Below are 24802 nucleotides of genomic sequence, written 5' to 3'. Positions count from 1 at the left end.
TTAAAGGATACAACTGTTACCTTTGTATCATGATTGTCAAATCTGCTGAATTCATTTGCAGTAATACGCAAATATCAAAACTGCCACCACCCGAGAAGCCCGAGTATGCTTTTATTGGTCGATCCAATGTAGGCAAATCGTCTTTAATAAATATGCTGACCAGTAAAAAAGGTTTAGCTAAAACCTCGCAAACCCCCGGTAAGACGCAACTTATAAACCATTTTTACATTAACGAAGAGTGGTATTTGGTAGACTTACCTGGTTATGGCTATGCCCGTATATCTAAAAGTAAAAAAGAAGATTGGGATAAGTTTATCCGCACTTACCTGGACAAGCGCGAGAGCCTGCAGTGCGTGCTGGTGCTAATTGATAGCAGGCTGGAGCCGCAGAAAATAGACCTTGCTTTTTGCAACTGGTTGGGCGAAAAGGGCCTATCCTTTGTATTAGTGTTTACCAAAGCCGATAAGCAATCGGGCCTCAAAACCGAACAAAATGTTGCTAAATTTAAAGAAGCGTTAAGTGAAACATTCGAAGAAGTACCGCAATGTTTCATTACCTCTTCTGAAAATAAATTAGGCAAGGATGAAGTGCTTGGTTTTATTGACAGTGTTAATAAGACCTTTGTTAAAAACTGGTAGGTTAACTTACTGCATATATCGGTCTCTACAGCTTTACAGAATAATTTGGCTGTGCCGCCTTTTAAAGAAAGATATAACTGAATACAATAATGAAAAAATACTTTTCTTTAGTTACGTTTTCACATACCATATTTGCAATGCCGTTTGCCTTTATAGGCTTTTTTTTAGCTGTTACCACTACCGAATATACCTTTGAGTGGCATAAGCTGGTGCTCATGTTGCTGTGTATGGTTTTTGCCCGCAACTCGGCCATGGCGTTTAACCGTTATCTCGACAGGGATATCGATGCGCAAAACCCCCGCACTAAAGTGCGCGATATTCCGGCTGGGCGTATTTCGCCAGCCGCCGCCTTAACCTTTACTTTAGTTAACTGCGCGTTATTCATGTTAGCTACGTGGTTTATAAACCGGCTGTGCTTTTACCTTTCACCTGTTGCGTTGCTGGTAGTGTTAGGTTACAGCGCTACCAAACGGTTTACAGCATTATGTCATTTAGTATTGGGCCTGGGCTTATCACTGGCTCCTATAGGCGCTTATTTAGTGGTAACCGGTCACTTCGCTGTACTGCCCATTTTCTTCTCGCTGGCTGTAATATGCTGGGTAAGTGGTTTTGATATTATTTATGCTTTGCAGGATGAGGATTTTGACCGCAACCAGAACTTGCACTCTATACCCAGCAAACTGGGTACGGTGAGGGCTTTAAATTTGTCTACTTTTCTGCATGTACTCTCGGCTATATTTGTGATACTGCCTGCGTTTTTTACAACAGTGGGTATTCCTTACTATATCGGTATTTTGGTATATTGCACTATGCTGGTTTATCAGCACCGTTTGGTTAAACCTGAGGACCTTAGCCGGGTAAACTTTGCGTTCATGACCACCAACGGAATAGCCAGCGTAGTGTTTGCCGCTTTCTTTTTGTTGGACAGATTATGGATACGATAGAAAAGTACTTGCCTGCATTTAAAAAGCAACTGGATAAACTGGTTGTTTTTGAGGATGAGGAGTGGGATATTTTCAAGCGGCATCTGCACTTAAAGATTCTCCATAAAAAGGACTTTTTTGTAACCCAAGGCGAAGTATGCAAGGATGTAGGCTTTATCGTTTCGGGCAGCGTGCGCTTCTTTCACGTTAGAGATGGTGCAGAGATAACCAATTACTTTTGTCTCGATAATGAATTTGTAAGCTCTTACAAAAGCTTTTTAAAGCAGCAGCCAAGTTTTACCAACATACAAGTGCTTGAAGATACCGTGCTGCTAACTTTTAGCCATAAAAGTGTACAGCAATTGGTAGATAATAAAATAACCGCCTACAAGATGGAGCGCTTTGGCAGGCTGATAGCAGAGTATCTTATTTGTTGTTACGAGGACCGCGTACAGGCCTTTGTGACGCAGACACCTGAAGAGCGGTATATAGACTTGCTCGAGAGTAATTCCCGAATACTTCAACGCATACCTCAGCACTACTTAGCCAATTTCTTAGGCATTACACCTGTTTCGCTTTCACGCATTCGTAAGCGCATTTTTGAGACTGTGAAATAACGGGTGGTTTTTCTTATCTTTTGTTAACGTTTTAGCTGACAGGCATGGGGTAGTTTTGAGTAATTAAAACACACCCAAAGATGCACACTATTTTAGGAGCAGGCGGACCAATTGCCAATGCACTTACCACCGAGCTAGTCAGTTTAAATCAAATTAAGAACATACGATTGGTTAGCCGGAGGCCGGTAGCCACTCACAACCCCAAAGTGCAGTGGCATAAAGCCGATCTCACGCAAGCTGCAGAAGTAATGTTAGCAACCAAAGAATCGAGCGTTATCTACCTATGTGCTGGCTTGGTTTACGATAAAGACGTATGGCAGCAACAATGGCCTGTTATTGCTCAAAATGTTATCAATGCGGCTAAAGAGAACAACGCCCGACTCATTTTTTTTGACAATGTTTACATGTATGGTTTGGTTAACGGGCCTATGCTTGAAAGCACGCCATACAACCCTGTGAGCAAAAAAGGGGAAGTAAGAGCGCGTATAGCAACTCAACTAATGGAAGAGGCAAAGGCTGGTAACTTGCAGGCCACCATTGGTAGAGCCGCCGATTTTTATGGTGCTGAAAGTATGAACAGCTTTTTAGACAGCATGGTGCTTGCCGAATTTGCAAAGAGCCAAAAAGCTATGTGGTTGGGCAAAGCGCAAACTAAACACTGCTTCACTTACGTACCCGATGCCGGCAAGGCTATGGCTCTTTTAGGTCAGCACCCTGAACACGATAACCAGATATGGCATCTGCCTACGGCACCAGCCTTAACCGGCTTAGATTTTTTAGAAATTGCTGCATCTGTATTCGGCACAAAGCCGCGGTACATGACGGTAAATAAACTGATGCTGCAATTGATAGGCATGTTTAACAAAGTGATACAAGGCACTGTAGAAATGTACTATCAGTATGATCACGATTATATTTTCGATTCAACCAGGTTTGAAAAAGCGTTTAACGTGCAGCCCACGCCTTATGCTGACGGTATATTACACTTGTCAAAAACTCTGTTCAGGCAGCAATAAGTTGGCGGCGTAATTTACTTTGGTGATTTAGGATGTGATTTGAATTTTCTGTTACTAAAATTATCTCTAATTCATTTGCTTAATCCTTTGTACAGTTGCACATTTGTAAAGCTGCATGTCATAAAAGATATGCCTTATTTACAAATGATATCTGCAAAAGCAAGAACATACATTCCGGCACAGCTGGAAATTAAATGGGAAAATTTAGAGCCGCTTTATCAGGAACTGAGCAGCCGCCAAATAAATTCGGTTGCAGAGCTGGAGCAATGGCTGCATGACCGTAGCGAGTTGGAGGCTGCCTTGGAAGAAGATTTTGCCTGGCGTTACATCCGCATGACCTGCGATACAACTAATGAAGAGCTGCTTCAAAACTTTCAGTACTTCGCTACTGAGATTGAACCAAAAATAGCGCCTTATAATAATCAGTTAAATAAGAAACTAGTTGATAGCGAATTTGTTAACAATCTAGACGAGAAGAAATACTTTATATACTTGAGAAGTATTAAAAAGTCACTTGAGCTGTTTAGGGAAGAGAATATACCGGTACAAACGGAGATTCAGTTGGAGCAGCAAAAGTACCAGTCTATAACCGGTGCCATGTCGGTGCACATAGGCGATAAGGAGTTCACATTAGAACAAGCCGCCGCTTTACTAAAAGATACCGACCGCAGCAAAAGACAGAATGCTTGGGAGAAAATTACCGACCGCCGTTTGCAGGATAAGCAACCACTTAATGAGCTATTCGACCTGCTGCTTGTGCTGCGCCATAAAGTAGCCCGCAATGCCGATTTTGCAAATTTTAGAGATTACATGTTCCAGGCGCTGGGGCGTTTTGATTATACCCCGCAGGACTGCTATGCCTTTCATGAGGCTATAGAAACGGCTGTAGTGCCCATTCTGCGTGAACAGGCACACAAGCGTCAGGAAGCTTTAGGACTGGACGCGCTTAAGCCCTGGGATATGGATGTTGATACTACAGGTAAGCCGGCTTTAAAACCTTTTCAAAACGGAGAAGACCTGGTTAATAAATCTATTGCGTGTTTTAACCGCATTAGCCCTTACCTGGGCGAACGTTTGAGCATCATGAAGGATAATGGCCTGTTCGATGTGGAAAGTCGCAAAGGTAAAGCCCCAGGCGGTTATAACTACCCACTGGCAGAAACAGGCGCGCCTTTCATTTTCATGAACTCTGCTAATACCTTTCGCGATCTTACCACCATGGTACATGAAGGTGGCCATGCGGTGCATACTTTTCTTACCGCCGGTTTGGAGCTTAATGATTTTAAACATTGTCCAAGCGAAGTGGCCGAACTGGCCTCCATGTCAATGGAGTTGATCTCGATGGATAATTGGGATGTGTACTTTAGTGATGAAGAGGAACTTAAACGCGCCAAACGCGATCAATTGATTGATGTGCTGAAAACTCTTCCCTGGGTGGCTGTGGTTGATCAATTTCAACACTGGTTGTACACCAACCCCGACCATACCGATGCACAACGCCGGGATGCCTGGATTCAAATCTATGAGCGCTTTGGTGCCGGTTTTATAGACTGGAGCGAACACTCTGATGCTGAAGCAAACCTCTGGCAAAAACAATTGCATATTTTTGAGGTGCCGTTTTATTACATTGAGTACGGCATGGCCCAGTTAGGTGCTATAGCAGTTTGGAAAAATTATAAAGAAAATCCCGAAAAAGGTTTACAACAGTATATTGACGCCTTAAAGCTGGGCTACACTAAAACTATAACCGAGATATATGAAACCGCTGGTATAAAGTTTGATTTTAGCGCCGACTACGTTAAAGAACTGGCCGAGTTTGTGAAAAGCGAGTTAGAGAAAATATGACGGTATAACATTAAATTTTAATATGTTAGGCCTCCTGACCTCAAGCAAAGTCTAATAGATGCTTGAGGTCTTTTTATTTAAGAGAGACAAACTTTTCCGTTAATTTATTTATTTAAATTACCAGCACCTAAAGTAACAATGAAGCGATATATCTGGCATTTTCTCATTTGCTTTCTGTTTTTTGTTGCAGCCTGTAATGAAAACAAGCAGCCGGCAAATCAATCTGCAGCAGTCGCTTCTTCTTCTATAATCAATGAAGATTTTGAGGCTGGCGCTAAGGGTAGTTACAGCAAGGCCGAAGTAAGACTAGGCAAAGGGGCATGGTTGCTGGATGATGCGTTGATTGCAACGGGCAGCAAGGATGCAAAAGCAGGCAACCAGTCTGTACGCATACGGAACAAGGGTGTTTTAAGGATGGAGTTTGATGCAAACGGCGCCTCTATGGTTACAATAAAGCACGGCGCTTATCAGCAAAACAAAGCATCGGCATGGCAACTTCAAATGTCTGTTGATGGTGGACATACGTATCAGCAGGTAGGTGAGGATATAACCAGTAAGGAGCACCGTTTGCAAACTGCAAGTTTTACTGTGAACACTAAAAAGCAAGTGCGGTTTCAGGTTGTAAAAATCTCTGGTGGTAATAACCGTATTAATATTGACGATTTGATTATTTATCCTTCGGGAGGTAAGTCCTCAATCACTACCTCAGCAGATTCGACTCAAAGTTTAGGCACAGATACACCCGTTGCTGGCGACAATAGCCACCTGCTGCTGGGTAACCCGAGCAATGCAGTTAACAGCATCTCATTGCCCAATAATTATTTAATTACTAAACCCTATTATACGTTAAGTTATAATCGGGATAAAGGTTGTCCTAATTGGGTAAGCTGGTATGTAGGTGATGAATGGCTAGGCAGCATAAAACGAGTAAATGATTTTAGGCCCGATAACACCTTGCCACCTAAGTGGTATCATGTGCAAAGTACAAGCTACATAGGCAGTGGTTTTGAGCGGGGCCATAATTGCCCATCAGCCGATCGTACCAATTCTCTCAAAGCTAATTCGGCAACTTTTTTAATGACGAATATGATACCGCAAGCGCCAGCCAATAACCAGCATACCTGGGGTAATTTAGAAAGCTATGAACGCCATCTGGTAAATCAGGGCAACGAGGTTTATGTAATAATGGGCAATTACGGCAAAGGGGGGTATGGCACGCGCGGTTTTAAAACTACTATAGATAGCGGCCGCATAACAGTACCGGCTTATATATGGAAAGTGGTTTTGGTTTTACCAAACGGCAACAATGACCTTAAGCGAGTTACTGCATCCACCCGCATTATAGCAGTAATTACGCCAAACAATAATGCTGTAAACGCCAACTGGACTAATTACCTGTGTACCGTGCGCGATATAGAGAAGGCTACCGGTTATAATTTGCTGTCTAAATTACCAAAAGGGGTACAGGATGTAATTGAGACCCGTAAAGATGCCGGAATAAATCCTGAGGATGGATACATCATTAGGCTGTAGCTGGCTAATCGTCATAGCAACATGATCTAAAATTCATTGTAAAACAATTGTCATTTTATCTGCGTTAATTTATTAACTTGTAAAAGGCAATTGTTTATGGTAAGGAAATTTAGTGTGAGTTTGTTTTTGCTTATTATTTTATCGGTAACGCTCAAAGCAGTGAATAAAACTGTTGCGCCTTGCGATAGAATCTGCGGCAGATGGCAATCGGAGAAAAAGAATTGTATTGTTCAGGTGTACCGCGAGGACGATGATTTCAAAGCCAAGCTGGTTTGGTTTGACGATTCAGACGATCCGTCCAAGCCCATGGAAACAAGGGTTGATTTTAAAAATCCTGATAAAGCCTTACGCACCCGCAAGCTTATAGGTATGAACGTACTCGAAAAATTGGAGTACCGCCCGAAGACCGATAGTTGGGAAAACGGCATCATATACGATGCGCAAAGCGGCAAAAAGTGGAACTCAGCAGCATATCTGACGTCTGATGGCGTACTTAAAGTTACGGGCTACTGGCACTTTAAATTTATAGGCCAAACCATGGCTTTTTATAAAGTTCAGTAACACATAAGGTGCTTGTTTAAAGGCCGTTTAATGGTTTTATCTATAGGTATTGTTGAATAATTTGCTGTATCTGACCTGCTTGTAATACACCACTTTGCCGCCACTTATTTTCGCCGTTTTTAAATAAAATCAAAGTAGGCACGCCCTGTATGCGATAATTATCGGCCAACGCTGGATTCTTATCAATATCTATCTTTACAATTTTCACCTGATCGCCCATGGCGTCTTTTACCTGTTTCAGGATGGGAGCCATCATTTTACATGGGCCGCACCACTCGGCCGAAAAATCGACAAGTACAGGTTGCGGTGAGTTGATTATGTCTGAGAATGTTGCCATGCTTAGTTAACTTAGGATGTAAAATATATAAGGTATAACAGTGCTGATAAAAATACGTTTTGCGTTGACCTTAATTCTTCAAACAATGGCTTCCTAACAACGCTTACAACAAAACAAGTCAACTACACGCTATTCTTTCTGTTTCCACCTATCTTTGCCGGTAACAACATCAATTAACATGGACACCTTAATTTTTAAAAAGTTTAGCGAAATAGAAGCGAAGCAGATGTCGCCAGGGTACATGGCAAAGCTTATTCATACCGAAGTTAACACCCTTAATTTTTTGGAAGTTGAGGCGGGTGCTGTTTCGGCTATACATACACATCCCCACCACCAATGTGCTTTCGTGCTCGAAGGCCAGTTTGAACTTATCGTGAACGGCGTTCCGCAGGTGTTAGACACTAATACCTTCGCTGTTATTCCGCCTAACGTACCACACGGCGGACGTGCAATCACTAAGTGTAAGCTGCTGGATATCTTCAGTCCTATAAGGGAAGATTTGAGACAGCTCTAGAATTTTCAAGGCAGACCAGCCTATAACCGGTATGCCTTGAATAGTTGTGTTATAGCTACGCTTCCCGAATAAAAAGCTTTATAAGTTCAAATAAGTGAAACATACTTCCTAGTTTTACTGAATTTTCAAATTTTAATTTGGAATTGATCTGCTGATTAGTTAACTTAAGCCTACCTTAATTAATTTAACCAGACGATGGAAACTAACAACAGAACCGCGTCGGCAGTAGGATTTTACAGTGCCGACGGCTTTTTTCAGCCACTTGCATCCCTTACTACAGCTAATTTAGAATTTGTCAGCAAATCTGTTTACGAACTTGAAATTATGCTCGATGAAAACGTACAACTGGAGCGTTATGAGAAGTGCGCACAAATAAGGGACGAAATCATCAAACGTGCCTTAGCCCGTAAAAACAGGTAAACATTTCGTTAAATTTCAAAATATTAAAAACATTTGACATAGTTAGTGTTATTAACTTATAATTAATAAAGTTAAATCTACTACTATGTCAAACACAAATAAATATGCGCTGATCACCGGTGGTACATCAGGCATTGGGTATGAGCTTGCTAAGATTTTTGCACGCGAACAGTACAATCTTATTCTGGTTGCCCGCAATGAGCAGGAGCTTAACAATTGTGCATCTCAACTTCGCCAAAATGGAGTTGAAGTAATTACAATGGCAAAAGACCTGTTTAAACGCGAAGAAGCTTTTGCGGTTTATGATGAAATAAAAGCTCAGGGTATACAGGTGGATGTACTGGTAAATGATGCCGGCCAGGGTTTATACGGGGAGTTTAAAGATACTGACTTGAACCGTGAGCTTGATATTATACAACTCAATATTGGTGCAACGGTCATTTTAACCAAATGCTTTTTACAGGATATGGTTGCCCGTAACGACGGTAAAATTTTGCAGTTAGCCTCTATAGCCAGCAAAACACCTGGCCCATGGCAATCGGTTTACCACGGTACCAAAGCTTTCGTACTTTCATTCTCTGAGGCTATACGTGAGGAGTTGCGCGACACTAACATAACGGTTACTGCGTTGTTACCAGGCGCAACTGATACCGACTTCTTTAACAAAGCCGAAATGCAGGAAAGCAAAATTGTGCAGGAGAATACCTCAATGGGCGATCCGGCCGAGGTAGCAAAGGATGGCTTTGACGCCTTAATGGCTGGAGATGACAAAGTGATCTCGGGTTTTAAAAACAAAGTGATGGTAGGCATGAGCAACATGATGCCTGATAGTACAGTTGCCCACAATATGTACGAACAGCAGAAACCTGTTGATAAAAACGACTAACTGTAATTTTTAGTTACGGTGATATCACCCTGAATTGGCCTTACAGCTGGTTCAGGGTGTTTTTATTTTACAAAAGCCCGACGGGTAGTAAGTTGCCGGCAAGATAAAAGAATGTTAGGTTTGCACCCTTTAAATAGATATGCACAACATTACAAACGCTAATTTAAACGATGTACCCGAAATTGTTGCTCTTGTAAATAGCGCTTATCGCGGAGAAACCTCAACAAGAGGCTGGACCAGTGAAAGCCACCTGTTGGAAGGGATACGTATAGACGAAAATGAAATGAGCGGTTATTTCACCCGCCCGGAAATAACGCTGCTGAAATGCACTAATGAGATAGATGAAATTGTTGGTTTTGTATACCTGGAACAAGTAAAGAATAACAAGCTGTACCTGGGTATGCTCACGGTAAATCCGTTATTGCAGGCGGCAGGTATTGGGCGGCAACTGTTGGCCGCAGCAGATGACCATGCCCGCAAATTGGGTTGCCAAGCTATAAAAATATCTGTAATAACCAGCCGGCTGGAACTGATAAGTTGGTACAAGCGCCGGGGCTACATAGCTACCGGCGAAACCATGCCCCTAGTAACGCACAATAGTGTTGCTAAAGTACCGGTAGAACTAATGATTATGGAGAAACTTGTTGTGCAGAGTTAAAAGCTTAGAACAGGACATAAGTTTGAAGTGCGTTTCATTTAAGTTTTTAGAGGCAAGAACCGCATGTTTACAGCGTTTGGCTCTTTCTACGCAAGGCTTCATATATTTCTGCTGTTAACAGCCCGCTGCCGCCACCATAGTGTTGTATAATGGTAACAGCAGGGCGGTGCGCAGTAAAATAGGCGCGGAGGTTGGATTCTGATTCCGGCTCAATGCCTCCGCAAAGCAATATCACATCAATCACTTGGTGGTCAAATTGCTGTACGGCATCTTTGTCGGTTACGGCGCCCACACCCTCCCATTCCGGATTGTTGTTAACTAAACGTACCACGGTTTGTAATATTTCTTCGTGCCGGCCTACTGCCAAAATCTTCACCTTGTCCATAATTTTTAAAAAGTCATCGGTACTTCCATCAACAGAATCTCAGCATCGCTTTCAGCAAGAATGTCTATGCTGTTTGTATCCCATAGCCCAAAACCGTCGCGGGTGTTAAGTAACTGATTATTGATGCGTACATCGCCATTGAGTACAAATGCATATACGCCATTGTTTGCGCCGCCTTTAAGTTGGTAGGTAGTTTTGAAGTCCTTATCCAGTTTACCCATATGGAACCAAGCGTTCTGGTATATCCAAATGCCTTCATCACCTTCATTTGGCGAAAGCACTTGTTGTAAGCGGTTATGCCGGTCATTCAAATTTAAGGTAAGCTGGTCATAACGCGGTTCAACGTTTTTCTGATTCGGATATATCCATATTTGCAAAAATTTGGCTTTCTCATTTTCATTAGCATTCATTTCACTATGGTATATGCCAGTGCCAGCACTCATAGCCTGAATATCACCTTTGCGAATAATGGCTGTGTTACCCATGCTGTCCTGATGCTGTAAGTCACCATCCAGTGGAATGGAGATGATTTCCATATTATCATGCGGATGACGGCCAAAGCCCCTGCCACCACTCACCACGTCATCGTTTAAAACGCGAAGCGCACCAAAGTTCATCGCTTCGGGGTTATAGTAACTGCCAAAACTAAATGTATGGTGGCTGTCTAACCAACCATGATTTGCGTGCCCCCGGCCATTAGCCTTATGTAAAACAGTAGTTGTCATAGTTAAATATGTTTTGTAATACAAAGGTATTGGTAGCAATAGCCCATACACTTAATGTAGGTTAAGTTTTATGCAGGTTCAACTCAACGAGGGCATATTCATGTTATTTAGAAGTTAGGAAGGAGCGTAAATGCACCCGGTTATCCAAATTCCATCTTTGCCGCCGCTTATTCAGCCGCACCTTTTACGCGGCATTGGTAAACTCTAACTTCAAGTCATCCTTTTGTGAAAGCAAACGTGGCTTACTAAAAGACTGGTCCGCCAACTACAGTTAGAATCTTTTGTTTAATTTCTGCATAAGACTCCTTTACGGTTACATAGGATTCGCGGTCACCAATAACGTAGATGTGTACTTCTTCGTCGGGGTTGGTATACACTACAACCGAGGTTATATTATTCACATTGATAATAGCCGGGCGGTTATTTTTGTCGGTAACTTCAATAAATCGTGCTGTCATCTTTATATAACAGCACTGCCGCCATAAAGTTGACGCTTAAGGAGCCGGTAATTACTTTTCAGACGGATTTTTCTTTCCGCTAAGTAGCTTTTCAATCATTTTATTAAGCCTTTCTGTACGTGTTTTCTCCTGTTTGGCGGTAACAATCCATAACACATATTCTTTCTTGTTAGAGTATGAAAGGCTCATGAGGTGGTTGAGCGCAGCCGGTTGATCTTTAAGCGCTGTTTCAACATCGGGAGGGAGGGTTACCGTTTTACTGATCGCATCAATGTAAGCGCCAAATTCATTAGCGCTTAGTTCACTGTTGCGTGTGGGCGATACTTTGGATTGTACTTTGGGCCTAAAGCGCAAGGCCGTCCAGGTTGCATCGATAGCAGCGGCAGCTACACTGCCCAGGCCATGCTTTTCGGGCTCTGCCCAGTTGCTCATCATGGCAAGGTCGGTAGCTATGCCTGAGCTTTTCTTTGGGTAAATGATCCAAAAGATGGTTTCTGCTTTTAGTAAAGGCACTATTTGCTGAAGAGCTGCGGCAAGTTCGGCGCTGTTTAATACAAACAGTTGAATGCCATGGAAACTGCCCTGAGCTACATAGCTCACCTGCACACTTTCGGGCAATGGTTCGAGCACGGGTAAATAGTTATTGGGCGCGTTGTACAACAGCCAATGCTGGCCAGATTTCATCAGTAACTTTTTGGCGACAGCACTCATACAATCATAATTTAAGCTTGGCAAAAAAGTCCCACAGTACAATACCGGCCGATACCACTATATTAAATGAGTGCTTAGTGCCAAACTGCGGAATTTCAAGACAGGTATCAATTTTAGCCATCACTTCTTCGCTTACACCATTTACCTCATTACCAAAAATAAGTGCATACTTTTGGTTGGGTTCAGGATGGTATTCGTTCAGCATCACGCTATTTTCGGCCTGCTCAACGGCTACAATGGTATAACCCAGTTGGCGTAGTTCATCAACGGCCTCAGTTGCATTGTTATGGTAAGTCCAGTCCACAGACTGCGTAGCCCCCAGGGCGGTCTTTTCAATTTCGCGGTGTGGCGGCTGACCGGTTATACCGCACAAACAAATATGCTCAACTGCAAAACCATCACCTGTACGGAAGATAGAACCCACATTGTGCATGCTGCGTACGCTATCCAGCACAATGGCAACAGGTAATTTATCCTGCCCTTTAAATTCTTCTACCGATACCCGGTTCAGTTCATCTAATTTCAGTTTGCGCATAGCTACAAAGGTAAGCTTTTAGCTCATTGGTCCGCTCATTTACTGGTTGAATCAGGTTTGTTATAAAAACTACCAGTTGAGAAAATGAACGAAAGACTCAAGTAGCAGCTTGAGTCAATTCGCCTCAGTTAACCAATAACTAATCAATTAATTCGTGCACACCATCGCTGATCGTTGTTGCGTAAACCGATGGGGCATAGCCTATTTTTTCGGTGTAGTAGTTTATTACTTTTTCGCGGTAGTCCTCAAACGCATCGGCTTTTACAATGGCAATGGCGCAGCCGCCAAAGCCGGCGCCTGTCATACGGGCGCCTACCACATTAGTATCGGTACGGCTGTATTCTACTACGGCGTCAAGCTCAGCACCGCTTACTTCATAATCGTGCTGTAGAGAGTGGTGCGAGGCATACATCAAGCGGCCAAACTCGGCAAGATTATGCTGCGCGAGTGCTTTGGCAGCTAGTTTTACCCGGTCATTCTCTGCAATTACGTGGCGTGCGCGTTTTTGCACCACCTCATTGGTTATCAAGTGCTCATACTGCTTATATGTATCCGTGTCTATATCGCAAAGGTTGGCAATCTTTAATTCCTGTTGCAAAGCCTCAAGCGCTTGTTGGCATTCCTGTACACGTTCGTTGTATTTTGATTCGGCCAGTTTACGGGGTTTATTGGTGTTAATTATCGCCAGCACATTATCGGCCAGGTTTGCATCTACTGCCTCATACTCCAGTGTATCACAGTTAAGCATCAGGGCTTTATGCTCCTCGCCAAACGCTACGGCAAATTGATCCATAATGCCGCTGCTTAAACCAATAAAGTTATTTTCGACCGATTTTGCCATTTTAACCAATTCCAGCTTGCTGTAACCCGATTTAAAATACTGGTTAAATGCGTAAGCTGTAGCAATTTCAATAGATGCTGATGATGACAGGCCCGAACCGATTGGCACATTGCCATAATACAGTACATCGAGGCCTTTAACAGTTTTGTTATCAGAAACAAAATGGTGCAACACACCCAGTGGGTAGTTATACCACTCGCGACCGGTTTTTTGATAAGCGGTTTGTACACCTGTTTCGTAAAACTCCTCAAAGTTTACACTTCTGAACCTAAAAACATTGTCTTCATTAGGTGCTAGTAGCATCCATGTGCCAAAGTTGATGGCGCAGGGCATTACCAGGCCGCCGTTGTAATCAATATGTTCGCCAATAAGGTTAACACGACCAGGGCAAAAGTAACTCTCTAATGCCTGTTGGTTAAATAAGATCTCAAATTGCTGTTTCAGTTGGTCTATTGTCATGGTAAGCAAAAATATAAAAGCTCTTAATAAATAAGGATTTTATTTAAGCTTATATATATTTAGTTTGTTAGGTTTGAGCATAACAACATAAACCGTTACTATTAACGTCTTACGCAATACCAACAAATTTAAAATATGAAACAGTACGTTTTAACAGCTTATGATTTTACAGATGCCGACGCTCTAGGACGTCGTATGGATGTGCGCCCGCATCACCTCGATAAAGTAAAAGAATTGAAAGAGAACGGCAATTACATAGCAGGCGGCGCCATACTTAACGATGAAGGCCATATGATAGGCTCGGTAATGATGGTTCAATTTGAAAACGACGAACAAATGGAAGCCTGGCAAAACAATGATCCTTATGTAACAGGCAAAGTTTGGGAGACTATAGACGTGAAACCATTTAAGCAGGCAATAGTGTAAGGGTTTGTTCTATTACAATTTGGTCTCGAATACTAATGAGATATCATGTTCACATTTACTGCTCCAACCAAATTTCAGGTGGCTTTTGAAATGACAGATTCTACATTAATACGCACAAGTATTTAGCCCTCCCTACATGGGAGGGTTTAACGTAACTGCTTAATTGTTCATTACCTCAAACATGCCCTCGCGTTTAGCACGCAAATGTTCGGCCTGGCCAATAGCGACTTCATAAATATCGTTTTGAAGGGCATCAATGGCGCCGGCAATAAATTCATCAACGGGCATACCGCCGTGCGATTCGTTTTTATCTTCTCGGCGGTCATGGCCCAGTTCGGTATCTACCGCAGGTGGCGCAATCTCAAAAACTTTAATGTGCGTATCTTTCAGCTGATGCCTTAACGATAGAGAGATGGAATGTACTGCCGCTTTAGTAGCACAATACACTGGCATAAAAGCAAGTGGGGCGAACGCTAAACCAGATGATATATTGATGATGGCGGCACCATTCTTATCGCGTAGATGCGGCGCCATTAATGAGGCCAGGTGAATAGGGGCCACCAAATTAGTTTCGATTTCTGAACGTACACGTTCCAGATCGCAGGGTTGGGTAAGGTCGGTTAGCAGTTGTATGCCTGCATTATTAACAAGCACATTTACATCGGGATAATTGGTAACCAGCCATTGCACTAGTTCTTCACGTTGTTGGGCATCGGCCACGTCGCAAACACGCGTTATAATGCCCGGGTGCTGAACCGTAATTTCGTTTAAACGATCCTCACGCCGCCCGCAGATAATAACGGTATTCTCACGCGACTTAAACTCCTTGGCAAAAGCCAGACCAATGCCCGAGGTGCCGCCCGTGATCAATATAGTATTGTGTGTTAGCTGCATAATTTTGTAGAATTAAAAAAGCCCGTTAGTTTAAACAATGCTAACGGGCTAAAAGTTTATGGACGTATTTGATTATCCTTGTGATATAGTATCCAGATCCTGCATATCAGCTTCGGTGAGCTGTATGTCAAGTGCTCTCATGTTATCCTCAAGGTGTGTTACTTTTGAAGTGCCCGGAATGAGCAGAATGTTGTTAGCATGATGCAACAACCAGCTTAAAGCAACCTGGTGGGCAGTGGCGCTGTGGTCCTCGGCTATACGTTGTAGCACCGCCTGGCTCTTTACATTGCCGGCGCTTAATGGGTACCATGGTATAAAAGCAATGTTATGGTCTTTGCAGTACTGCAATACATCTTCCCATTTGCGGTTATCCACGCTGTACATATTCTGTACCGAAACTACCTCAAAAAATTCCTGTGCCTTTATAATGTCATCAACGCTTACTTCCGAAAGGCCGATATGCCTTACTTTGCCTTCCTGCTGTACTTTTTGCAAAAATGAAAAAGTTTCTTCGGCAGGTACTTTAGGATCTATTCGGTGCAATTGGTACAAATCAATACGTTCCAGTTTCAGGCGTTTTAAGCTGCCTTCCAGTACTTCTTGTAAATGGGCAGGGCTGGCATCTATTGGCCACTCATTTGGGCCGGTGCGTAATAAACCGCCTTTGGTGCCTATAACCAGGTCATCTGTATAAGGGTATAAAGCCTCAGCAATTAATTCCTCAGATACATTTGGTCCATAACTATCGGCAGTGTCAATAAAATTAACACCAAGCTCAACAGCGCGTTTTAAAACACGAATGGATTCCTCATGATCTTTAGGCGGGCCCCAAATGCCATCACCGGTAATGCGCATTGCGCCATAGCCCAAGCGGTTTATATTTAAATCGCCGCCAAGTTGAAATGTTTTTTCGAACGAAACAGTATTTGCCATTTTATATTATTAATGTGCTTTTATAACACAATATGCAAGGCTATGTTCACCTTGCTTTATCATGCCGGTATCATAATTAGCAATAGAGCCGCTTACATGTCTTCGGCCTGTGTAAGTGTTGAAGCAGATAAGCCTGCTAACCCAACGCCAATAACGGCATTACGGGCTTTTTCGTTATGAGAAAAGCCAAGTAACCATGGGGCACCTAAGGCAAATAAGCTGGTGGTAAAATCGATAAGCAGATGTTTCTTAAATGGGAGTACCTTAATAACTCCCCACTCGGCTTTGGTGAGCAAACTATAAGCCAGTGCACCGCCGGCCAATACGCGGCAAAGCGTCACCGCTTTTTTTTCCTCTTTGAAATCCAATAGTTCAGGCAGCATAGCTACAACTGCACCGTAAGCATAATCGATGGCGCCGTGTGCCTGGCGCGAAATTGGTTTTTCCATTGTAGTGTTATTTAATGGAATAACACCTGATAATGGAATGTGTTTAACTAAAAGTTAATATAACGAAAGTAGCCTTACATTTACTGCAAGGCTACTTTAAAATTTAAAGGTAAGTTTCCTAAAAGAGGTAAGATTTAATTCAAATTCTTGCTAGTTGGAATTTTTAATTAACTCCAGCCCGTGCCTTTTTTGGCGTTACCTTTTTCAATGTGCTCTTCGGCTGTAGCCTTGCTCATAATAGCGGCCATTTTGTTGCCATCTGCATCTTTACCGGTGGCTATGTAACGACCCGATTTCACGTCAATCACCGGGTCAACCATCGGAACATTTTTAGTTTTTGTTTTTACAGAATATGCGGTGATACCACCTGACGCTGCTTTGTCGTTTTTCGCCTTAGCCATAATAATTTAAGTTTAGTTTAAGGCTAAACTCCAAAGAACAAGCTTTGTTTTAATTTTAAGTAATGTATTCAAACCTTTTTGTGTTAATGGCCGTGTACATAAACGTATTTGGCATGCTATTACCTGCTAGCTTTTAAGTGGCGTAAGCCATGGTTTCAGTTTTTTAAACGCCTCCGGATGGTCTGAATCATCCAGAACACAAACGCTCACGCCTTTTTTTCCGGCTGCACCATACGGCGCTGTTGATGCACTATCTTTGAGTACTTTGGTGGTAGTAACCCATTCGGCCTTCATTAACTTCAAACCATCAGGCGCGATATTGTACTGCTTGCCGGCCGATTGTATGACCGTGTATGCCGGTATACGATGAGAATACACGGTATTAATCCGGTTTTTTATGATGGGCTGGACGTCGGGCACCTGCGACTTTTGTGCATAAGCCGCAACGCTTGTTGCCAGCAGAATCCCACTATAAAATAATGCTTTCATGACTATTAAAGGTTAATAAACAAATGTTTTGTCCAAAATAGCTAAACTTTAATTACCTAAAGGTTAAAATAAGAAAAAAGTAAAAACAGTATTTTTTGGCGCGAGTTAAATATAACAATACTAAATTATAGCTATGAAACTTGGAGAGGAAGTAATTAAAGTACTTAGTAAAACTTACGAGCCTTCAACCATGGTTGAGATGCCGTTTAAACGTTATGATATGGCTTTTAAAACCGATGAGGCTGGCCGGCCTATTTTGCTTTTTATGGGCAAGAAGGATGAGCACGGCAACATTAAAGGTGAGCGCTTTGCCCGCCGGTTAAAGTTAGGGCCCGATGGCAGCGTGATTAAAGATCACTGGGAAAACAAAGGACCATCAACCTAAGTGGTTAAAGATGTTTGCCGTTTTTAGTTACCAGGCAGTAATAGTAAAAATTATTGCCTGGTCAATGCGGCTTGCTTTAAATAGAACAGGCTCCTCAAGTAAAATCCCTTCCGCAACAGAAACTTAAACTCCTTGCGCGACTCCTTCCTTAACAGCCGCAAATTTTTTTGATATAAAGCGTTTGGTAGCTGCTGTAAAGACCGTAAAAAGGCTTTGTAAGCAAAGCGCATAATAAGGTCATATTGGTAATAAAATGTGCGATGTGCACCAGATGAATGAATGACGCCACCACTCTCTACATACCTGAAGCTGTTAAGCATTTGGGCACTGTAGAAAAGGCTGCCCTCGTTTAAAATCTTAAGCCAGGTTAGCCAATCGGCAACGTATTTGATATTGGCATCTGCACCACCAACCTTTTGATAGGTTTTTTTACGAAATACCACCGCACTTGCATTGGGTATAGTATTACGATAAATTAAAAAACGGTCGGTATATTCCTGTCCGCTCATAATAAAATCCCGCCTGAAAAGGTCTTTATCCAGATCGTCCGTTTTAAATAACCAGTTGGCGAAAACTTCGCTTTCAGCGTTTATACGCAACGACTGGCAATAGCTAAGTACCAGATTGGCGTTGTTAAGCATTGGAGGAACCAGTGTTTGGAGCAGATCGGGGTGGGCCACATCATCCGATTCTGCAATCCATATCAGTTCGCTGTGTGCCATATCAACACCCTTGTTCCACTGCTTAAAGGTAGAGCCTGAGTTTTGCTGGTTATATACAATCTGTGTAACCTTCGGGTGGGTGCGGTACTTCTCAATGAGTTGCCGGCTGTTGTCGGTAGAGCAGTCATCCATAATCATTACCTCAAAGTTGGTATACGATTGATTAAGGACGCTCTCTATTCGCTCACGCAAAAATTTGTGATGATTATAATTGGGAATAATAACGGTAACAGCCGGAGTTTGCATGCGTTAATTAAAAGCTCAAAAGTAGTGGTTATGTGTTATGGTTTACTATTTAGAAAGCATTATTGCGTTAAATAGCACAACGCAATTATCATTTGGCCCGTAGTTGAAACATTTAAGTATTGATAGGTCTGGGTTGAATGAATTTAAGTGCAGTGCCGTAAATTTGGACTTGATTAACAGTATGTTAACATTAAAAAATTGCCCTGATATACCAATTGTTGTTGGCCGAAAATGTGAATAACTGCCTTGTGGGGTTTAATTTTCCAGCCGAAATTAGCTTCAAGATATTGCTTTTAGATGCTTCAAAGCACATTATGCACCTTATCTAATAAAAAAGTTAACAACATCTAAAATGTTGATAATCATAGTTAAATTTGTTTATAACGTGTGGAGAGATTGTTATTTCCATATGGCGTAAGTGGCGCAGATATTGCTCATTTACAGTTAAATATAGCTGAGATATGAATATGAATGCCTTTTATGAAAGATTGTGGCATTTTGCAGAGTTGGTAAACAATGCAAGCCAGGTTGAGCAGTATAACTATGCTGAGCACTTTAAAGTACAGCATCCACCGTATCCGGTGGTAAGCTCTACACGCAGTATTGTGCCGAAATTGGTTTTTGAAGAAGATTGTCCAACCGAAACACGGTTAAAGATCAGATACCTGCTCAAAAAATCATTTAACCGTATCCGCAATAAGCAGTAACGCTTCTATAAATCATTTTATGCCCGAACTTCCCGATCTGCAGGTTTTTAGCCGAAACCTTAGTCATGCTTTAAAAGGATTAAAGCTTATAAAAGTAAACGTTGTACAAAGCAGGAAACTTAATGTGCCCGTAAAGGACCTTACTAAAGCTTTAGAAGGAGAGGTGCTGGAGGACGTAATACGCTCGGGTAAACAACTTCACTTCAAGTTTACAAATAACCAAACACTGGGCGTGCACTTAATGCTGCACGGTGAAATTCACTGGCTGGAAGAAAACACTAAACAAAAATTTGTAATTTTTGAACTGCATTTTGAAGGTGGAAAAGGAATTGCCGTAACTGATTTCCAGCGCGGTGTTATGCCAACCCTAAACCCCGACCCGGCTGAAGCGCCCGATGCACTGGACAAGACTGTTAACACCAATTTTTGGAAAACAAAGTTTAAAGCCAGGCGAACGGCAGTTAAAAAGATATTAATGGATCAGGATGTTGTACGTGGCATTGGTAACGCCTATGCTGACGAAATTTTGTATGACGCCGGCATTTCTCCTTTCTCAGTTGCGGATAAAATACCTGATGATCGCGTAGAAGCTTTGGCTAAATCGGTTAAGAAGGTATTGGTAGACGCCGAAAAGCAAATTTTAAAATCCAACCCCAGTATTATAAGTGGTGAAGTACGCGATTTCTTAAAGGTGCACAGGCCAAAGCAAGCGGCCACGTCCGACGGTGCGGCCATTCACATGGATACCATTGCATCCCGTAAAACTTACTATACCGACAAACAGCAGTTATTCGATTAACGATTCATCTTTAACACCCCTCATTTTTTAATACGCTTTAATGATTTAATATTTAAAACGCCATTTGTTTAAAAAAATATCAAAAATTAAATTAATTCAATAAAATGTTTGCAAGTAATTGGTTATTGCCTTACATTTGTAATAACAAAAAGGAAATAAATACTGTAGGGTGGTGAAATTTGGCAGACACACCTCCTTGTCCCGGTGGCGGAGATAAATAGGAAACCCTTAACGGGGCTAACTACTCTTTGAAGGTTCGAATCCTTCTCCTACAGCTCTTCTCATAATTTAGGTTTATAATTGGTTAGTAAAGGCCTCCTGCCCATCAGGAGGCTTTACTTTTTATAAGGCTTTTTACTTAGCCATTCAGACGTTGGCATACAATTACATCAAATCAAATGTTTGTCATTGTTGAATACTTTAATTTCTTTACAGTTAATCGTTTGGCATGATTTTGTATACTGTTTAAGTAAATTAACTTAAATATATCTACCATGAGATCACTATTGTATATCATCGCCGTAATACTTGTAATAGGTTGGGCGATCAGCGTATTTGCTTATTCTGTTAGTGGATTAGTACATATCTTAATTGTACTGGCCATCATATCGTTCGTATTGGGAATGTTCAGAGGTCCGTCGTCTACAACAACAGTATAAGCATAACATGTCATAAACAAAAAATGCGGCTCAAAAGGGCCGCATTTTTTGTTTATAAACATTTAATTAATCTTGTATGCCTGTTACGTTAACCAGAATGCGGCTAGCATGCGGCATACCGAGCGTTTTACCGGGTGTGGTCTTGAGGTAAACAGTCAGGTAACCATCAACAATGCCTTTCATCACCTTTTTGCGTTGCTCTACCTCATCATAAATAAAGGAAAGTGGTTTTACAAAGTGCAGCTTACCCTTTTCGTCAGCAATGAGCTGCATCTTTTGATTAAAGTTGGCATAGGCCTTATGGATAGTGATGTCGAAAGTAGGCGAAAGGTAATTATCAGCCAGTGTAACATCTTCAATGGCGTTAGCTTTTTTAACTTCTTTCTTTTTTACCTGTACATTGGGGCTCAGGCTTTGCAATACTACCGGCTCGTAGGCGGCAAAGGCCTTGTTTATGTTGGCAACTGACTCTTTTACTTTCTTCTGGATAAACAGCGTATCGCGGCGCGGCGGCTTTTGCAGTTCGGCCGGGGTAGTACGCAGTACGTTTTTAATGTAGTCGTTGCTGTACAGCTTCATGGTTATATTACTAGCTTCATCTATATGAAGATTGCGCACATACAACACCTGGAAAATCATACTGTCGCGGCTCAGGTGCTTTACCCGCAGCCAGGAATGGGCAACATTCACCACCGAATCGTGATCCAGAACCACTTCCTGTTTAATAAAACGCTGCAGCACCAAGCTGAAAATGCGCACTGTATCGTCTGACAAGAACGTTACCCGCCACTCGGGTTCCAGGTGATAGCCATCATTACTAAACCCTAACCGGTTGCTGTACTCGCGGCGCACCTCAGTGTAGGCAATGCCATGCACTTTTTTAAAAGACACTCTGGGCCGCTCGGCCAGCTCAGCCCTTGTGCTATTGGCAGCGCTTGTTTTAGGAGTTGATTGTTTACAGCCTGCCGCAAGCAGTATAATCCATAAAACACAAAGCAAGTATATAAATGAGGGCCTAAACCGGTAGATAGTCTTCACGCCGCAAAATAAGCCGAAATTGCTAATTAAGCAAGGTTTTACGGTAAGGGTATTGTAAAAGGCGCACCATTTAAAGCGCCTCGTACTACGGTTTCGTTGCAAATTGCGCGGCTTGCCGGTTCAGTTGATAAGCGGCCGGCGTTTGTTTACCGTTGTTAATAATGATCTGGTATTTGAAAGTAACCGACTCGCCTTTGTTAAGGCTGAGGTTTTTGGCCGATTTACCGTTGGTAAACACTTTTTCGCCAAGTGGATTAATGGCAAACAACCCGTAACCACGAGCATGCCAAAAGCCGGGATAGTTAGGATTGGCCGGATGATCTATAATGGCAATGCTGACCGAATCGGCGCCCATTTTCCCAAAAACCTTGCACCAGGAGGCCCGTGTGCCCCAAACCTTGTTGCCGGTTGCACCGGTACTGCTCAGGTAATTACCAGTAGGGATGCTATCGCGTACGGGCTTGCGGGTACTATCGGGCATTTGCAGTTGGTGGGCTATGCGCAGGCCGAGCAAGCCATCCTTTACATCAGTAAAAATGGCTTTTTGTATGGCTTTGAGCGTAGTAGTGCGGTTTATTATACGCCGGCCTACGCTGCCGCTAAAGGTAAAACGGGTGGTTTCTTGCAGTATTATATCTTTTTGTTCATTAGTCCAGCTGGATTCGTATATCAGTAGGCCGGTTTTGCCGCTGCTGATTTTGAGGACGTGCGTATTACGGATCCAGCCGTACAAGTGTTTGCGGACTTGCGGTATAGCGTAAGAGTTGTTCCAAAAATCAAGATCGTTCAGGTTCTCATAATTAAACCACAGGCCTATATGGTGCGGATGATCGGTAGGGTCGCCCGGCTGTGGGTTGAGTGGGAAGCCTCGTGTTACGGCTGTGCCATTGTCGGCATTTAGCGGATAGAGTACCGGCTTCTCCAAACTGTCGGGGTATAAAAAGCTGGTGAATAAGCAGCCGCCTATAAAAATATCTACTTTCTTGTGTTGGGATGACTGCACTACTTTAACTGCCTGGCCCGGTTGCGACCATGATTTAGCACACAGCGTTATTAACGCTACTAAAAGCAAAAAGGTCCGGTTGTTCAGCATAAGAGTTTAAAGGTACGTGTAATTGGCGCCTAAATATAAGGCTTATTAACATACCTCACTACAGCTTAACAACTGCTCTAATAACTAATTAACCATTTGCAAGCGTGTGTTGTGGCGTGGATCTACGGTGGTGAGTGCTATATCAGGGCACATTTTAATGCCTGCATACCAGCGTATGCCCTTTTGAATAAGCGCAACAGGTTGGTTGTTATATCCTTCCGTTTCAAAGGCCACCCACCAGCTAAACAATTTACCATAAAATTGTACCTCATCGGGGTTAGCCCTAAAATCCGACCGGATAAGCGGAAAGATGTTGATACGCAGCCCACTTTTGCGATGCAAAAGGTATTGTGAACTGGTGCGCTGGTTGTTATGGAAGACCGGCAATAATTGGAATGTAACAGCTAACATGAAGTAAATATAACATTCAACTTTATAGGTTATGTTAATTTTTTAGTCCTTTTGCGAATAATTCGCAGACGTAACTTAGTAGTTAAAGTGTTGTTGTTTTAGTTGAATGCAGGCTGTGTTTTGCATCCGGCATTACCTGATTTTTAACAATCCGGTTCGGCAAATGAAATGAGCGTTTATCGCAAACAACAATTTATGCAAACAAAAGCCTTAACCTTATTTAACCTCAATACCCTGCACCAGGTAAGTATTGGCGCGGTTATCGGTAGCATGGGTTACGGTTGCTTTAATAGATACCGAATGCCCGTAAGCAGGGTCGGTGTAGATGCGCTGGCGAAGAGCCAGTACTTCTTCAATCCTGGCTTTCACCGCATCATTGGCCGGCTTAAATTCGTAGCTGAGGTAATAGTATTTATCATCGCGCTTGCCTATAGCCAAACCGGGGCCGCCGGGTACGAAATTAGAGATCAATGACACCTGGAAAGGCTCGGTACCGGTATACAGGTCTTTACTTACCACCCGCTCAAACTCAAACCAGCGGTCGGGCCCGTCTTGCAGCGGCTCTTTGGTAATAACCACTTTAGCCTTTACCCGGTAAGTATAGCCCAGTTCACGTTCGTTAAAGCCCTGCAACCCGTAAGGTGATTTTATTTTATCCGGAAGGAGGTAAGCCATCTGGTTGCCCACATCCTGGTAATGATCTAAAAATAGCTCCACTTCCTGTCCGTTCTTTGGTTTGTCTGGGTCGAAATCCTTTTTGCAGCCGGTTACAATGGTTAATAACATAACAACACAAAGAGCGCCGGCTTTAATAACGTTTGATTTCATAAGCTATGGTTTATAATATTTGATATGCTGTTTTTTAACTATACGGCTTTCGGTAGCAAAGCGCTACTGTAATTGTAAAATATTTTTAAGTACTATTCTAAAAAGTGTTGTTGCGGCAGGGTTTTGAGGTGGCTGTAGGCTTTGTGCCTAAGTGTTTCTGTATGAGTGTTAAAGCCTAACCCAACTGGGATAATGAGCGGCTTACACCTACATTTACCATCAACAAATCTTAACAATTCATTCTATAAGTAGTCGCTTAA

General features: G+C 42.5%; 33 protein-coding genes and 1 tRNA gene. 17 read left to right on the top strand and 17 right to left on the bottom strand.

Translation table 11 applies throughout. From position 1 onward, the window contains the following. Positions 1 to 29: 29 nt before the first annotated feature. From yihA to ABDD95_RS13250, 7 genes are all read left to right on the top strand, one after another. Complete coding sequence (gene yihA, locus ABDD95_RS13280; RefSeq protein ID WP_345947814.1) at positions 30 to 638, top strand: ribosome biogenesis GTP-binding protein YihA/YsxC; 609 nt, start codon at positions 30 to 32, stop codon at positions 636 to 638. Between the two features lie 89 nt (positions 639 to 727). Next, on the top strand, positions 728 to 1582 hold the full coding sequence (locus ABDD95_RS13275; protein WP_345947813.1) for a UbiA-like polyprenyltransferase: 855 nt from the start codon (positions 728 to 730) through the stop codon (positions 1580 to 1582). Next, on the top strand, positions 1570 to 2178 hold the full coding sequence (locus ABDD95_RS13270; protein ID WP_345947812.1) for a Crp/Fnr family transcriptional regulator: 609 nt from the start codon (positions 1570 to 1572) through the stop codon (positions 2176 to 2178). Before ABDD95_RS13275 ends, ABDD95_RS13270 begins: the two co-directional genes overlap by 13 nt. 80 nt (positions 2179 to 2258) lie before the next feature. Next, on the top strand, positions 2259 to 3194 hold the full coding sequence (locus ABDD95_RS13265; protein ID WP_345947811.1) for an NAD-dependent epimerase/dehydratase family protein: 936 nt from the start codon (positions 2259 to 2261) through the stop codon (positions 3192 to 3194). A 144-nt stretch (positions 3195 to 3338) separates the two neighbouring features. After that, complete coding sequence (locus ABDD95_RS13260) at positions 3339 to 5039, top strand: M3 family oligoendopeptidase (protein WP_345952107.1); 1701 nt, start codon at positions 3339 to 3341, stop codon at positions 5037 to 5039. Positions 5040 to 5177: 138 nt separating this feature from the next. Further along, positions 5178 to 6572: a DNA/RNA non-specific endonuclease gene (locus ABDD95_RS13255; protein WP_345947810.1), complete on the top strand. Its 1395-nt coding sequence runs from the start codon at positions 5178 to 5180 to the stop codon at positions 6570 to 6572. Between the two features lie 96 nt (positions 6573 to 6668). Next, entirely contained in the window at positions 6669 to 7133 is a 465-nt protein-coding gene (locus ABDD95_RS13250) for a DUF2147 domain-containing protein (protein ID WP_345947809.1), read from the top strand. A 40-nt stretch (positions 7134 to 7173) separates the two neighbouring features. Here the strand turns inward: ABDD95_RS13250 and trxA are convergent, their stop codons facing one another. After that, positions 7174 to 7470, bottom strand: coding sequence for a thioredoxin (gene trxA / locus ABDD95_RS13245; RefSeq protein WP_345947808.1), 297 nt, complete (start codon positions 7468 to 7470; stop codon positions 7174 to 7176). Positions 7471 to 7648: 178 nt separating this feature from the next. Between trxA and ABDD95_RS13240 the strand changes: the two genes are divergently transcribed. The 4 genes from ABDD95_RS13240 to ABDD95_RS13225 all read left to right on the top strand — a co-directional run bounded on the left by ABDD95_RS13240 (position 7649) and on the right by ABDD95_RS13225 (position 9948). Beyond that, entirely contained in the window at positions 7649 to 7984 is a 336-nt protein-coding gene (locus ABDD95_RS13240) for a cupin domain-containing protein (RefSeq protein ID WP_345947807.1), read from the top strand. A 195-nt stretch (positions 7985 to 8179) separates the two neighbouring features. Continuing rightward, positions 8180 to 8404: a hypothetical protein gene (locus ABDD95_RS13235; RefSeq protein ID WP_345947806.1), complete on the top strand. Its 225-nt coding sequence runs from the start codon at positions 8180 to 8182 to the stop codon at positions 8402 to 8404. An 85-nt stretch (positions 8405 to 8489) separates the two neighbouring features. Continuing rightward, positions 8490 to 9290 (top strand): SDR family oxidoreductase, encoded by an 801-nt coding sequence (locus tag ABDD95_RS13230; RefSeq protein WP_345947805.1) that lies wholly within the window; start codon positions 8490 to 8492, stop codon positions 9288 to 9290. A gap of 139 nt (positions 9291 to 9429) precedes the next feature. Then, entirely contained in the window at positions 9430 to 9948 is a 519-nt protein-coding gene (locus ABDD95_RS13225) for a GNAT family N-acetyltransferase (protein ID WP_345947804.1), read from the top strand. A gap of 67 nt (positions 9949 to 10015) precedes the next feature. Here ABDD95_RS13225 and ABDD95_RS13220 read toward each other — a convergent pair whose 3' ends face one another. From ABDD95_RS13220 to ABDD95_RS13195, 6 genes are all read right to left on the bottom strand, one after another. Further along, on the bottom strand, positions 10016 to 10333 hold the full coding sequence (locus tag ABDD95_RS13220) for a hypothetical protein (RefSeq protein WP_345947803.1): 318 nt from the start codon (positions 10331 to 10333) through the stop codon (positions 10016 to 10018). Between the two features lie 5 nt (positions 10334 to 10338). Then, positions 10339 to 11058, bottom strand: coding sequence for a pirin family protein (locus ABDD95_RS13215; protein ID WP_345947802.1), 720 nt, complete (start codon positions 11056 to 11058; stop codon positions 10339 to 10341). A 245-nt stretch (positions 11059 to 11303) separates the two neighbouring features. Further along, a complete protein-coding gene (locus tag ABDD95_RS13210) occupies positions 11304 to 11516 on the bottom strand; it encodes a hypothetical protein (protein ID WP_345947801.1) in 213 nt (70 codons plus the stop codon). Between the two features lie 51 nt (positions 11517 to 11567). Then, positions 11568 to 12227, bottom strand: coding sequence for a YdeI/OmpD-associated family protein (locus tag ABDD95_RS13205; RefSeq protein WP_345947800.1), 660 nt, complete (start codon positions 12225 to 12227; stop codon positions 11568 to 11570). Between the two features lie 4 nt (positions 12228 to 12231). Then, positions 12232 to 12762: an RNA methyltransferase gene (locus tag ABDD95_RS13200; RefSeq protein ID WP_345947799.1), complete on the bottom strand. Its 531-nt coding sequence runs from the start codon at positions 12760 to 12762 to the stop codon at positions 12232 to 12234. A gap of 139 nt (positions 12763 to 12901) precedes the next feature. Further along, positions 12902 to 14062: a galactokinase gene (locus ABDD95_RS13195; RefSeq protein ID WP_345947798.1), complete on the bottom strand. Its 1161-nt coding sequence runs from the start codon at positions 14060 to 14062 to the stop codon at positions 12902 to 12904. A gap of 135 nt (positions 14063 to 14197) precedes the next feature. Here ABDD95_RS13195 and ABDD95_RS13190 point away from each other — a divergent pair, with 135 nt between their 5' ends. Beyond that, positions 14198 to 14488 carry a YciI family protein gene (locus ABDD95_RS13190; RefSeq protein WP_345947797.1) on the top strand — a complete coding sequence of 97 codons (291 nt, stop codon included), beginning with the start codon at positions 14198 to 14200 and terminating at the stop codon, positions 14486 to 14488. A 159-nt stretch (positions 14489 to 14647) separates the two neighbouring features. Here ABDD95_RS13190 and ABDD95_RS13185 read toward each other — a convergent pair whose 3' ends face one another. The 5 genes from ABDD95_RS13185 to ABDD95_RS13165 all read right to left on the bottom strand — a co-directional run bounded on the left by ABDD95_RS13185 (position 14648) and on the right by ABDD95_RS13165 (position 17654). Continuing rightward, positions 14648 to 15382, bottom strand: a complete 735-nt coding sequence (locus ABDD95_RS13185; protein WP_345947796.1) for an SDR family NAD(P)-dependent oxidoreductase — start codon at positions 15380 to 15382, stop codon at positions 14648 to 14650. A 72-nt stretch (positions 15383 to 15454) separates the two neighbouring features. Further along, the gene (locus ABDD95_RS13180; RefSeq protein ID WP_345947795.1) at positions 15455 to 16315 is read right to left on the bottom strand and encodes an aldo/keto reductase; all 861 of its coding nucleotides are present in this window, start codon (positions 16313 to 16315) and stop codon (positions 15455 to 15457) included. 92 nt (positions 16316 to 16407) lie between these two features. Next, positions 16408 to 16764, bottom strand: a complete 357-nt coding sequence (locus ABDD95_RS13175) for a hypothetical protein (protein WP_345947794.1) — start codon at positions 16762 to 16764, stop codon at positions 16408 to 16410. A 167-nt stretch (positions 16765 to 16931) separates the two neighbouring features. After that, positions 16932 to 17165, bottom strand: a complete 234-nt coding sequence (locus ABDD95_RS13170) for a hypothetical protein (RefSeq protein ID WP_345947793.1) — start codon at positions 17163 to 17165, stop codon at positions 16932 to 16934. A gap of 126 nt (positions 17166 to 17291) precedes the next feature. Beyond that, positions 17292 to 17654, bottom strand: coding sequence for a hypothetical protein (locus ABDD95_RS13165; RefSeq protein ID WP_345947792.1), 363 nt, complete (start codon positions 17652 to 17654; stop codon positions 17292 to 17294). A gap of 133 nt (positions 17655 to 17787) precedes the next feature. Between ABDD95_RS13165 and ABDD95_RS13160 the strand changes: the two genes are divergently transcribed. Then, the gene (locus ABDD95_RS13160) at positions 17788 to 18039 is read left to right on the top strand and encodes a hypothetical protein (protein WP_345947791.1); all 252 of its coding nucleotides are present in this window, start codon (positions 17788 to 17790) and stop codon (positions 18037 to 18039) included. Positions 18040 to 18089: 50 nt separating this feature from the next. On the opposite strand, the gene ABDD95_RS13155 is transcribed toward ABDD95_RS13160, so the two are convergent. Next, positions 18090 to 19007, bottom strand: coding sequence for a glycosyltransferase family A protein (locus tag ABDD95_RS13155; RefSeq protein WP_345947790.1), 918 nt, complete (start codon positions 19005 to 19007; stop codon positions 18090 to 18092). A 461-nt stretch (positions 19008 to 19468) separates the two neighbouring features. Between ABDD95_RS13155 and ABDD95_RS13150 the strand changes: the two genes are divergently transcribed. From ABDD95_RS13150 to ABDD95_RS13135, 4 genes are all read left to right on the top strand, one after another. After that, positions 19469 to 19714 carry a hypothetical protein gene (locus ABDD95_RS13150; protein WP_345947789.1) on the top strand — a complete coding sequence of 82 codons (246 nt, stop codon included), beginning with the start codon at positions 19469 to 19471 and terminating at the stop codon, positions 19712 to 19714. A 19-nt stretch (positions 19715 to 19733) separates the two neighbouring features. Further along, positions 19734 to 20513, top strand: a complete 780-nt coding sequence (locus ABDD95_RS13145) for a DNA-formamidopyrimidine glycosylase family protein (RefSeq protein WP_345947788.1) — start codon at positions 19734 to 19736, stop codon at positions 20511 to 20513. 163 nt (positions 20514 to 20676) lie between these two features. Further along, a tRNA-Asp gene (locus tag ABDD95_RS13140) sits at positions 20677 to 20788 on the top strand. A 219-nt stretch (positions 20789 to 21007) separates the two neighbouring features. Beyond that, positions 21008 to 21172, top strand: coding sequence for a lmo0937 family membrane protein (locus ABDD95_RS13135; protein WP_345947787.1), 165 nt, complete (start codon positions 21008 to 21010; stop codon positions 21170 to 21172). A gap of 66 nt (positions 21173 to 21238) precedes the next feature. On the opposite strand, the gene ABDD95_RS13130 is transcribed toward ABDD95_RS13135, so the two are convergent. From ABDD95_RS13130 to ABDD95_RS13115, 4 genes are all read right to left on the bottom strand, one after another. Further along, entirely contained in the window at positions 21239 to 22210 is a 972-nt protein-coding gene (locus ABDD95_RS13130) for a hypothetical protein (protein ID WP_345947786.1), read from the bottom strand. Positions 22211 to 22295: 85 nt separating this feature from the next. Next, positions 22296 to 23303 (bottom strand): PmoA family protein, encoded by a 1008-nt coding sequence (locus ABDD95_RS13125; RefSeq protein WP_345947785.1) that lies wholly within the window; start codon positions 23301 to 23303, stop codon positions 22296 to 22298. Positions 23304 to 23387: 84 nt separating this feature from the next. Next, positions 23388 to 23714 carry a hypothetical protein gene (locus ABDD95_RS13120; protein WP_345947784.1) on the bottom strand — a complete coding sequence of 109 codons (327 nt, stop codon included), beginning with the start codon at positions 23712 to 23714 and terminating at the stop codon, positions 23388 to 23390. A gap of 216 nt (positions 23715 to 23930) precedes the next feature. Next, positions 23931 to 24542, bottom strand: a complete 612-nt coding sequence (locus ABDD95_RS13115) for a hypothetical protein (protein WP_345947783.1) — start codon at positions 24540 to 24542, stop codon at positions 23931 to 23933. Between the last annotated feature and the right edge of the window lie 260 nt (positions 24543 to 24802).

Origin of the sequence: Mucilaginibacter sp. PAMB04274, assembly GCF_039634385.2 — a bacterium.
Lineage (GTDB): Bacteria > Bacteroidota > Bacteroidia > Sphingobacteriales > Sphingobacteriaceae > Mucilaginibacter.
Note: the sequence above shows the minus strand (reverse complement) of the source record. Positions and strands in the feature narration are given on the sequence as shown.

Excerpts from the sequence above, each read along its gene's own strand:
- yihA (WP_345947814.1), top strand. The coding sequence starts at position 30 with ATGATTGTCAAATCTGCTGAATTCATTTGCAGTAATACGCAAATATCA.
- ABDD95_RS13275 (WP_345947813.1), top strand. The coding sequence starts at position 728 with ATGAAAAAATACTTTTCTTTAGTTACGTTTTCACATACCATATTTGCA.
- ABDD95_RS13270 (WP_345947812.1), top strand. The coding sequence starts at position 1,570 with ATGGATACGATAGAAAAGTACTTGCCTGCATTTAAAAAGCAACTGGAT.
- ABDD95_RS13265 (WP_345947811.1), top strand. The coding sequence starts at position 2,259 with ATGCACACTATTTTAGGAGCAGGCGGACCAATTGCCAATGCACTTACC.
- ABDD95_RS13260 (WP_345952107.1), top strand. The coding sequence starts at position 3,339 with ATGATATCTGCAAAAGCAAGAACATACATTCCGGCACAGCTGGAAATT.
- ABDD95_RS13255 (WP_345947810.1), top strand. The coding sequence starts at position 5,178 with ATGAAGCGATATATCTGGCATTTTCTCATTTGCTTTCTGTTTTTTGTT.
- ABDD95_RS13250 (WP_345947809.1), top strand. The coding sequence starts at position 6,669 with ATGGTAAGGAAATTTAGTGTGAGTTTGTTTTTGCTTATTATTTTATCG.
- trxA (WP_345947808.1), bottom strand. The coding sequence starts at position 7,470 with ATGGCAACATTCTCAGACATAATCAACTCACCGCAACCTGTACTTGTC.
- ABDD95_RS13240 (WP_345947807.1), top strand. The coding sequence starts at position 7,649 with ATGGACACCTTAATTTTTAAAAAGTTTAGCGAAATAGAAGCGAAGCAG.
- ABDD95_RS13235 (WP_345947806.1), top strand. The coding sequence starts at position 8,180 with ATGGAAACTAACAACAGAACCGCGTCGGCAGTAGGATTTTACAGTGCC.
- ABDD95_RS13230 (WP_345947805.1), top strand. The coding sequence starts at position 8,490 with ATGTCAAACACAAATAAATATGCGCTGATCACCGGTGGTACATCAGGC.
- ABDD95_RS13225 (WP_345947804.1), top strand. The coding sequence starts at position 9,430 with ATGCACAACATTACAAACGCTAATTTAAACGATGTACCCGAAATTGTT.
- ABDD95_RS13220 (WP_345947803.1), bottom strand. The coding sequence starts at position 10,333 with ATGGACAAGGTGAAGATTTTGGCAGTAGGCCGGCACGAAGAAATATTA.
- ABDD95_RS13215 (WP_345947802.1), bottom strand. The coding sequence starts at position 11,058 with ATGACAACTACTGTTTTACATAAGGCTAATGGCCGGGGGCACGCAAAT.
- ABDD95_RS13210 (WP_345947801.1), bottom strand. The coding sequence starts at position 11,516 with ATGACAGCACGATTTATTGAAGTTACCGACAAAAATAACCGCCCGGCT.
- ABDD95_RS13205 (WP_345947800.1), bottom strand. The coding sequence starts at position 12,227 with ATGAGTGCTGTCGCCAAAAAGTTACTGATGAAATCTGGCCAGCATTGG.
- ABDD95_RS13200 (WP_345947799.1), bottom strand. The coding sequence starts at position 12,762 with ATGCGCAAACTGAAATTAGATGAACTGAACCGGGTATCGGTAGAAGAA.
- ABDD95_RS13195 (WP_345947798.1), bottom strand. The coding sequence starts at position 14,062 with ATGACAATAGACCAACTGAAACAGCAATTTGAGATCTTATTTAACCAA.
- ABDD95_RS13190 (WP_345947797.1), top strand. The coding sequence starts at position 14,198 with ATGAAACAGTACGTTTTAACAGCTTATGATTTTACAGATGCCGACGCT.
- ABDD95_RS13185 (WP_345947796.1), bottom strand. The coding sequence starts at position 15,382 with ATGCAGCTAACACACAATACTATATTGATCACGGGCGGCACCTCGGGC.
- ABDD95_RS13180 (WP_345947795.1), bottom strand. The coding sequence starts at position 16,315 with ATGGCAAATACTGTTTCGTTCGAAAAAACATTTCAACTTGGCGGCGAT.
- ABDD95_RS13175 (WP_345947794.1), bottom strand. The coding sequence starts at position 16,764 with ATGGAAAAACCAATTTCGCGCCAGGCACACGGCGCCATCGATTATGCT.
- ABDD95_RS13170 (WP_345947793.1), bottom strand. The coding sequence starts at position 17,165 with ATGGCTAAGGCGAAAAACGACAAAGCAGCGTCAGGTGGTATCACCGCA.
- ABDD95_RS13165 (WP_345947792.1), bottom strand. The coding sequence starts at position 17,654 with ATGAAAGCATTATTTTATAGTGGGATTCTGCTGGCAACAAGCGTTGCG.
- ABDD95_RS13160 (WP_345947791.1), top strand. The coding sequence starts at position 17,788 with ATGAAACTTGGAGAGGAAGTAATTAAAGTACTTAGTAAAACTTACGAG.
- ABDD95_RS13155 (WP_345947790.1), bottom strand. The coding sequence starts at position 19,007 with ATGCAAACTCCGGCTGTTACCGTTATTATTCCCAATTATAATCATCAC.
- ABDD95_RS13150 (WP_345947789.1), top strand. The coding sequence starts at position 19,469 with ATGAATATGAATGCCTTTTATGAAAGATTGTGGCATTTTGCAGAGTTG.
- ABDD95_RS13145 (WP_345947788.1), top strand. The coding sequence starts at position 19,734 with ATGCCCGAACTTCCCGATCTGCAGGTTTTTAGCCGAAACCTTAGTCAT.
- ABDD95_RS13135 (WP_345947787.1), top strand. The coding sequence starts at position 21,008 with ATGAGATCACTATTGTATATCATCGCCGTAATACTTGTAATAGGTTGG.
- ABDD95_RS13125 (WP_345947785.1), bottom strand. The coding sequence starts at position 23,303 with ATGCTGAACAACCGGACCTTTTTGCTTTTAGTAGCGTTAATAACGCTG.
- ABDD95_RS13120 (WP_345947784.1), bottom strand. The coding sequence starts at position 23,714 with ATGTTAGCTGTTACATTCCAATTATTGCCGGTCTTCCATAACAACCAG.
- ABDD95_RS13115 (WP_345947783.1), bottom strand. The coding sequence starts at position 24,542 with ATGAAATCAAACGTTATTAAAGCCGGCGCTCTTTGTGTTGTTATGTTA.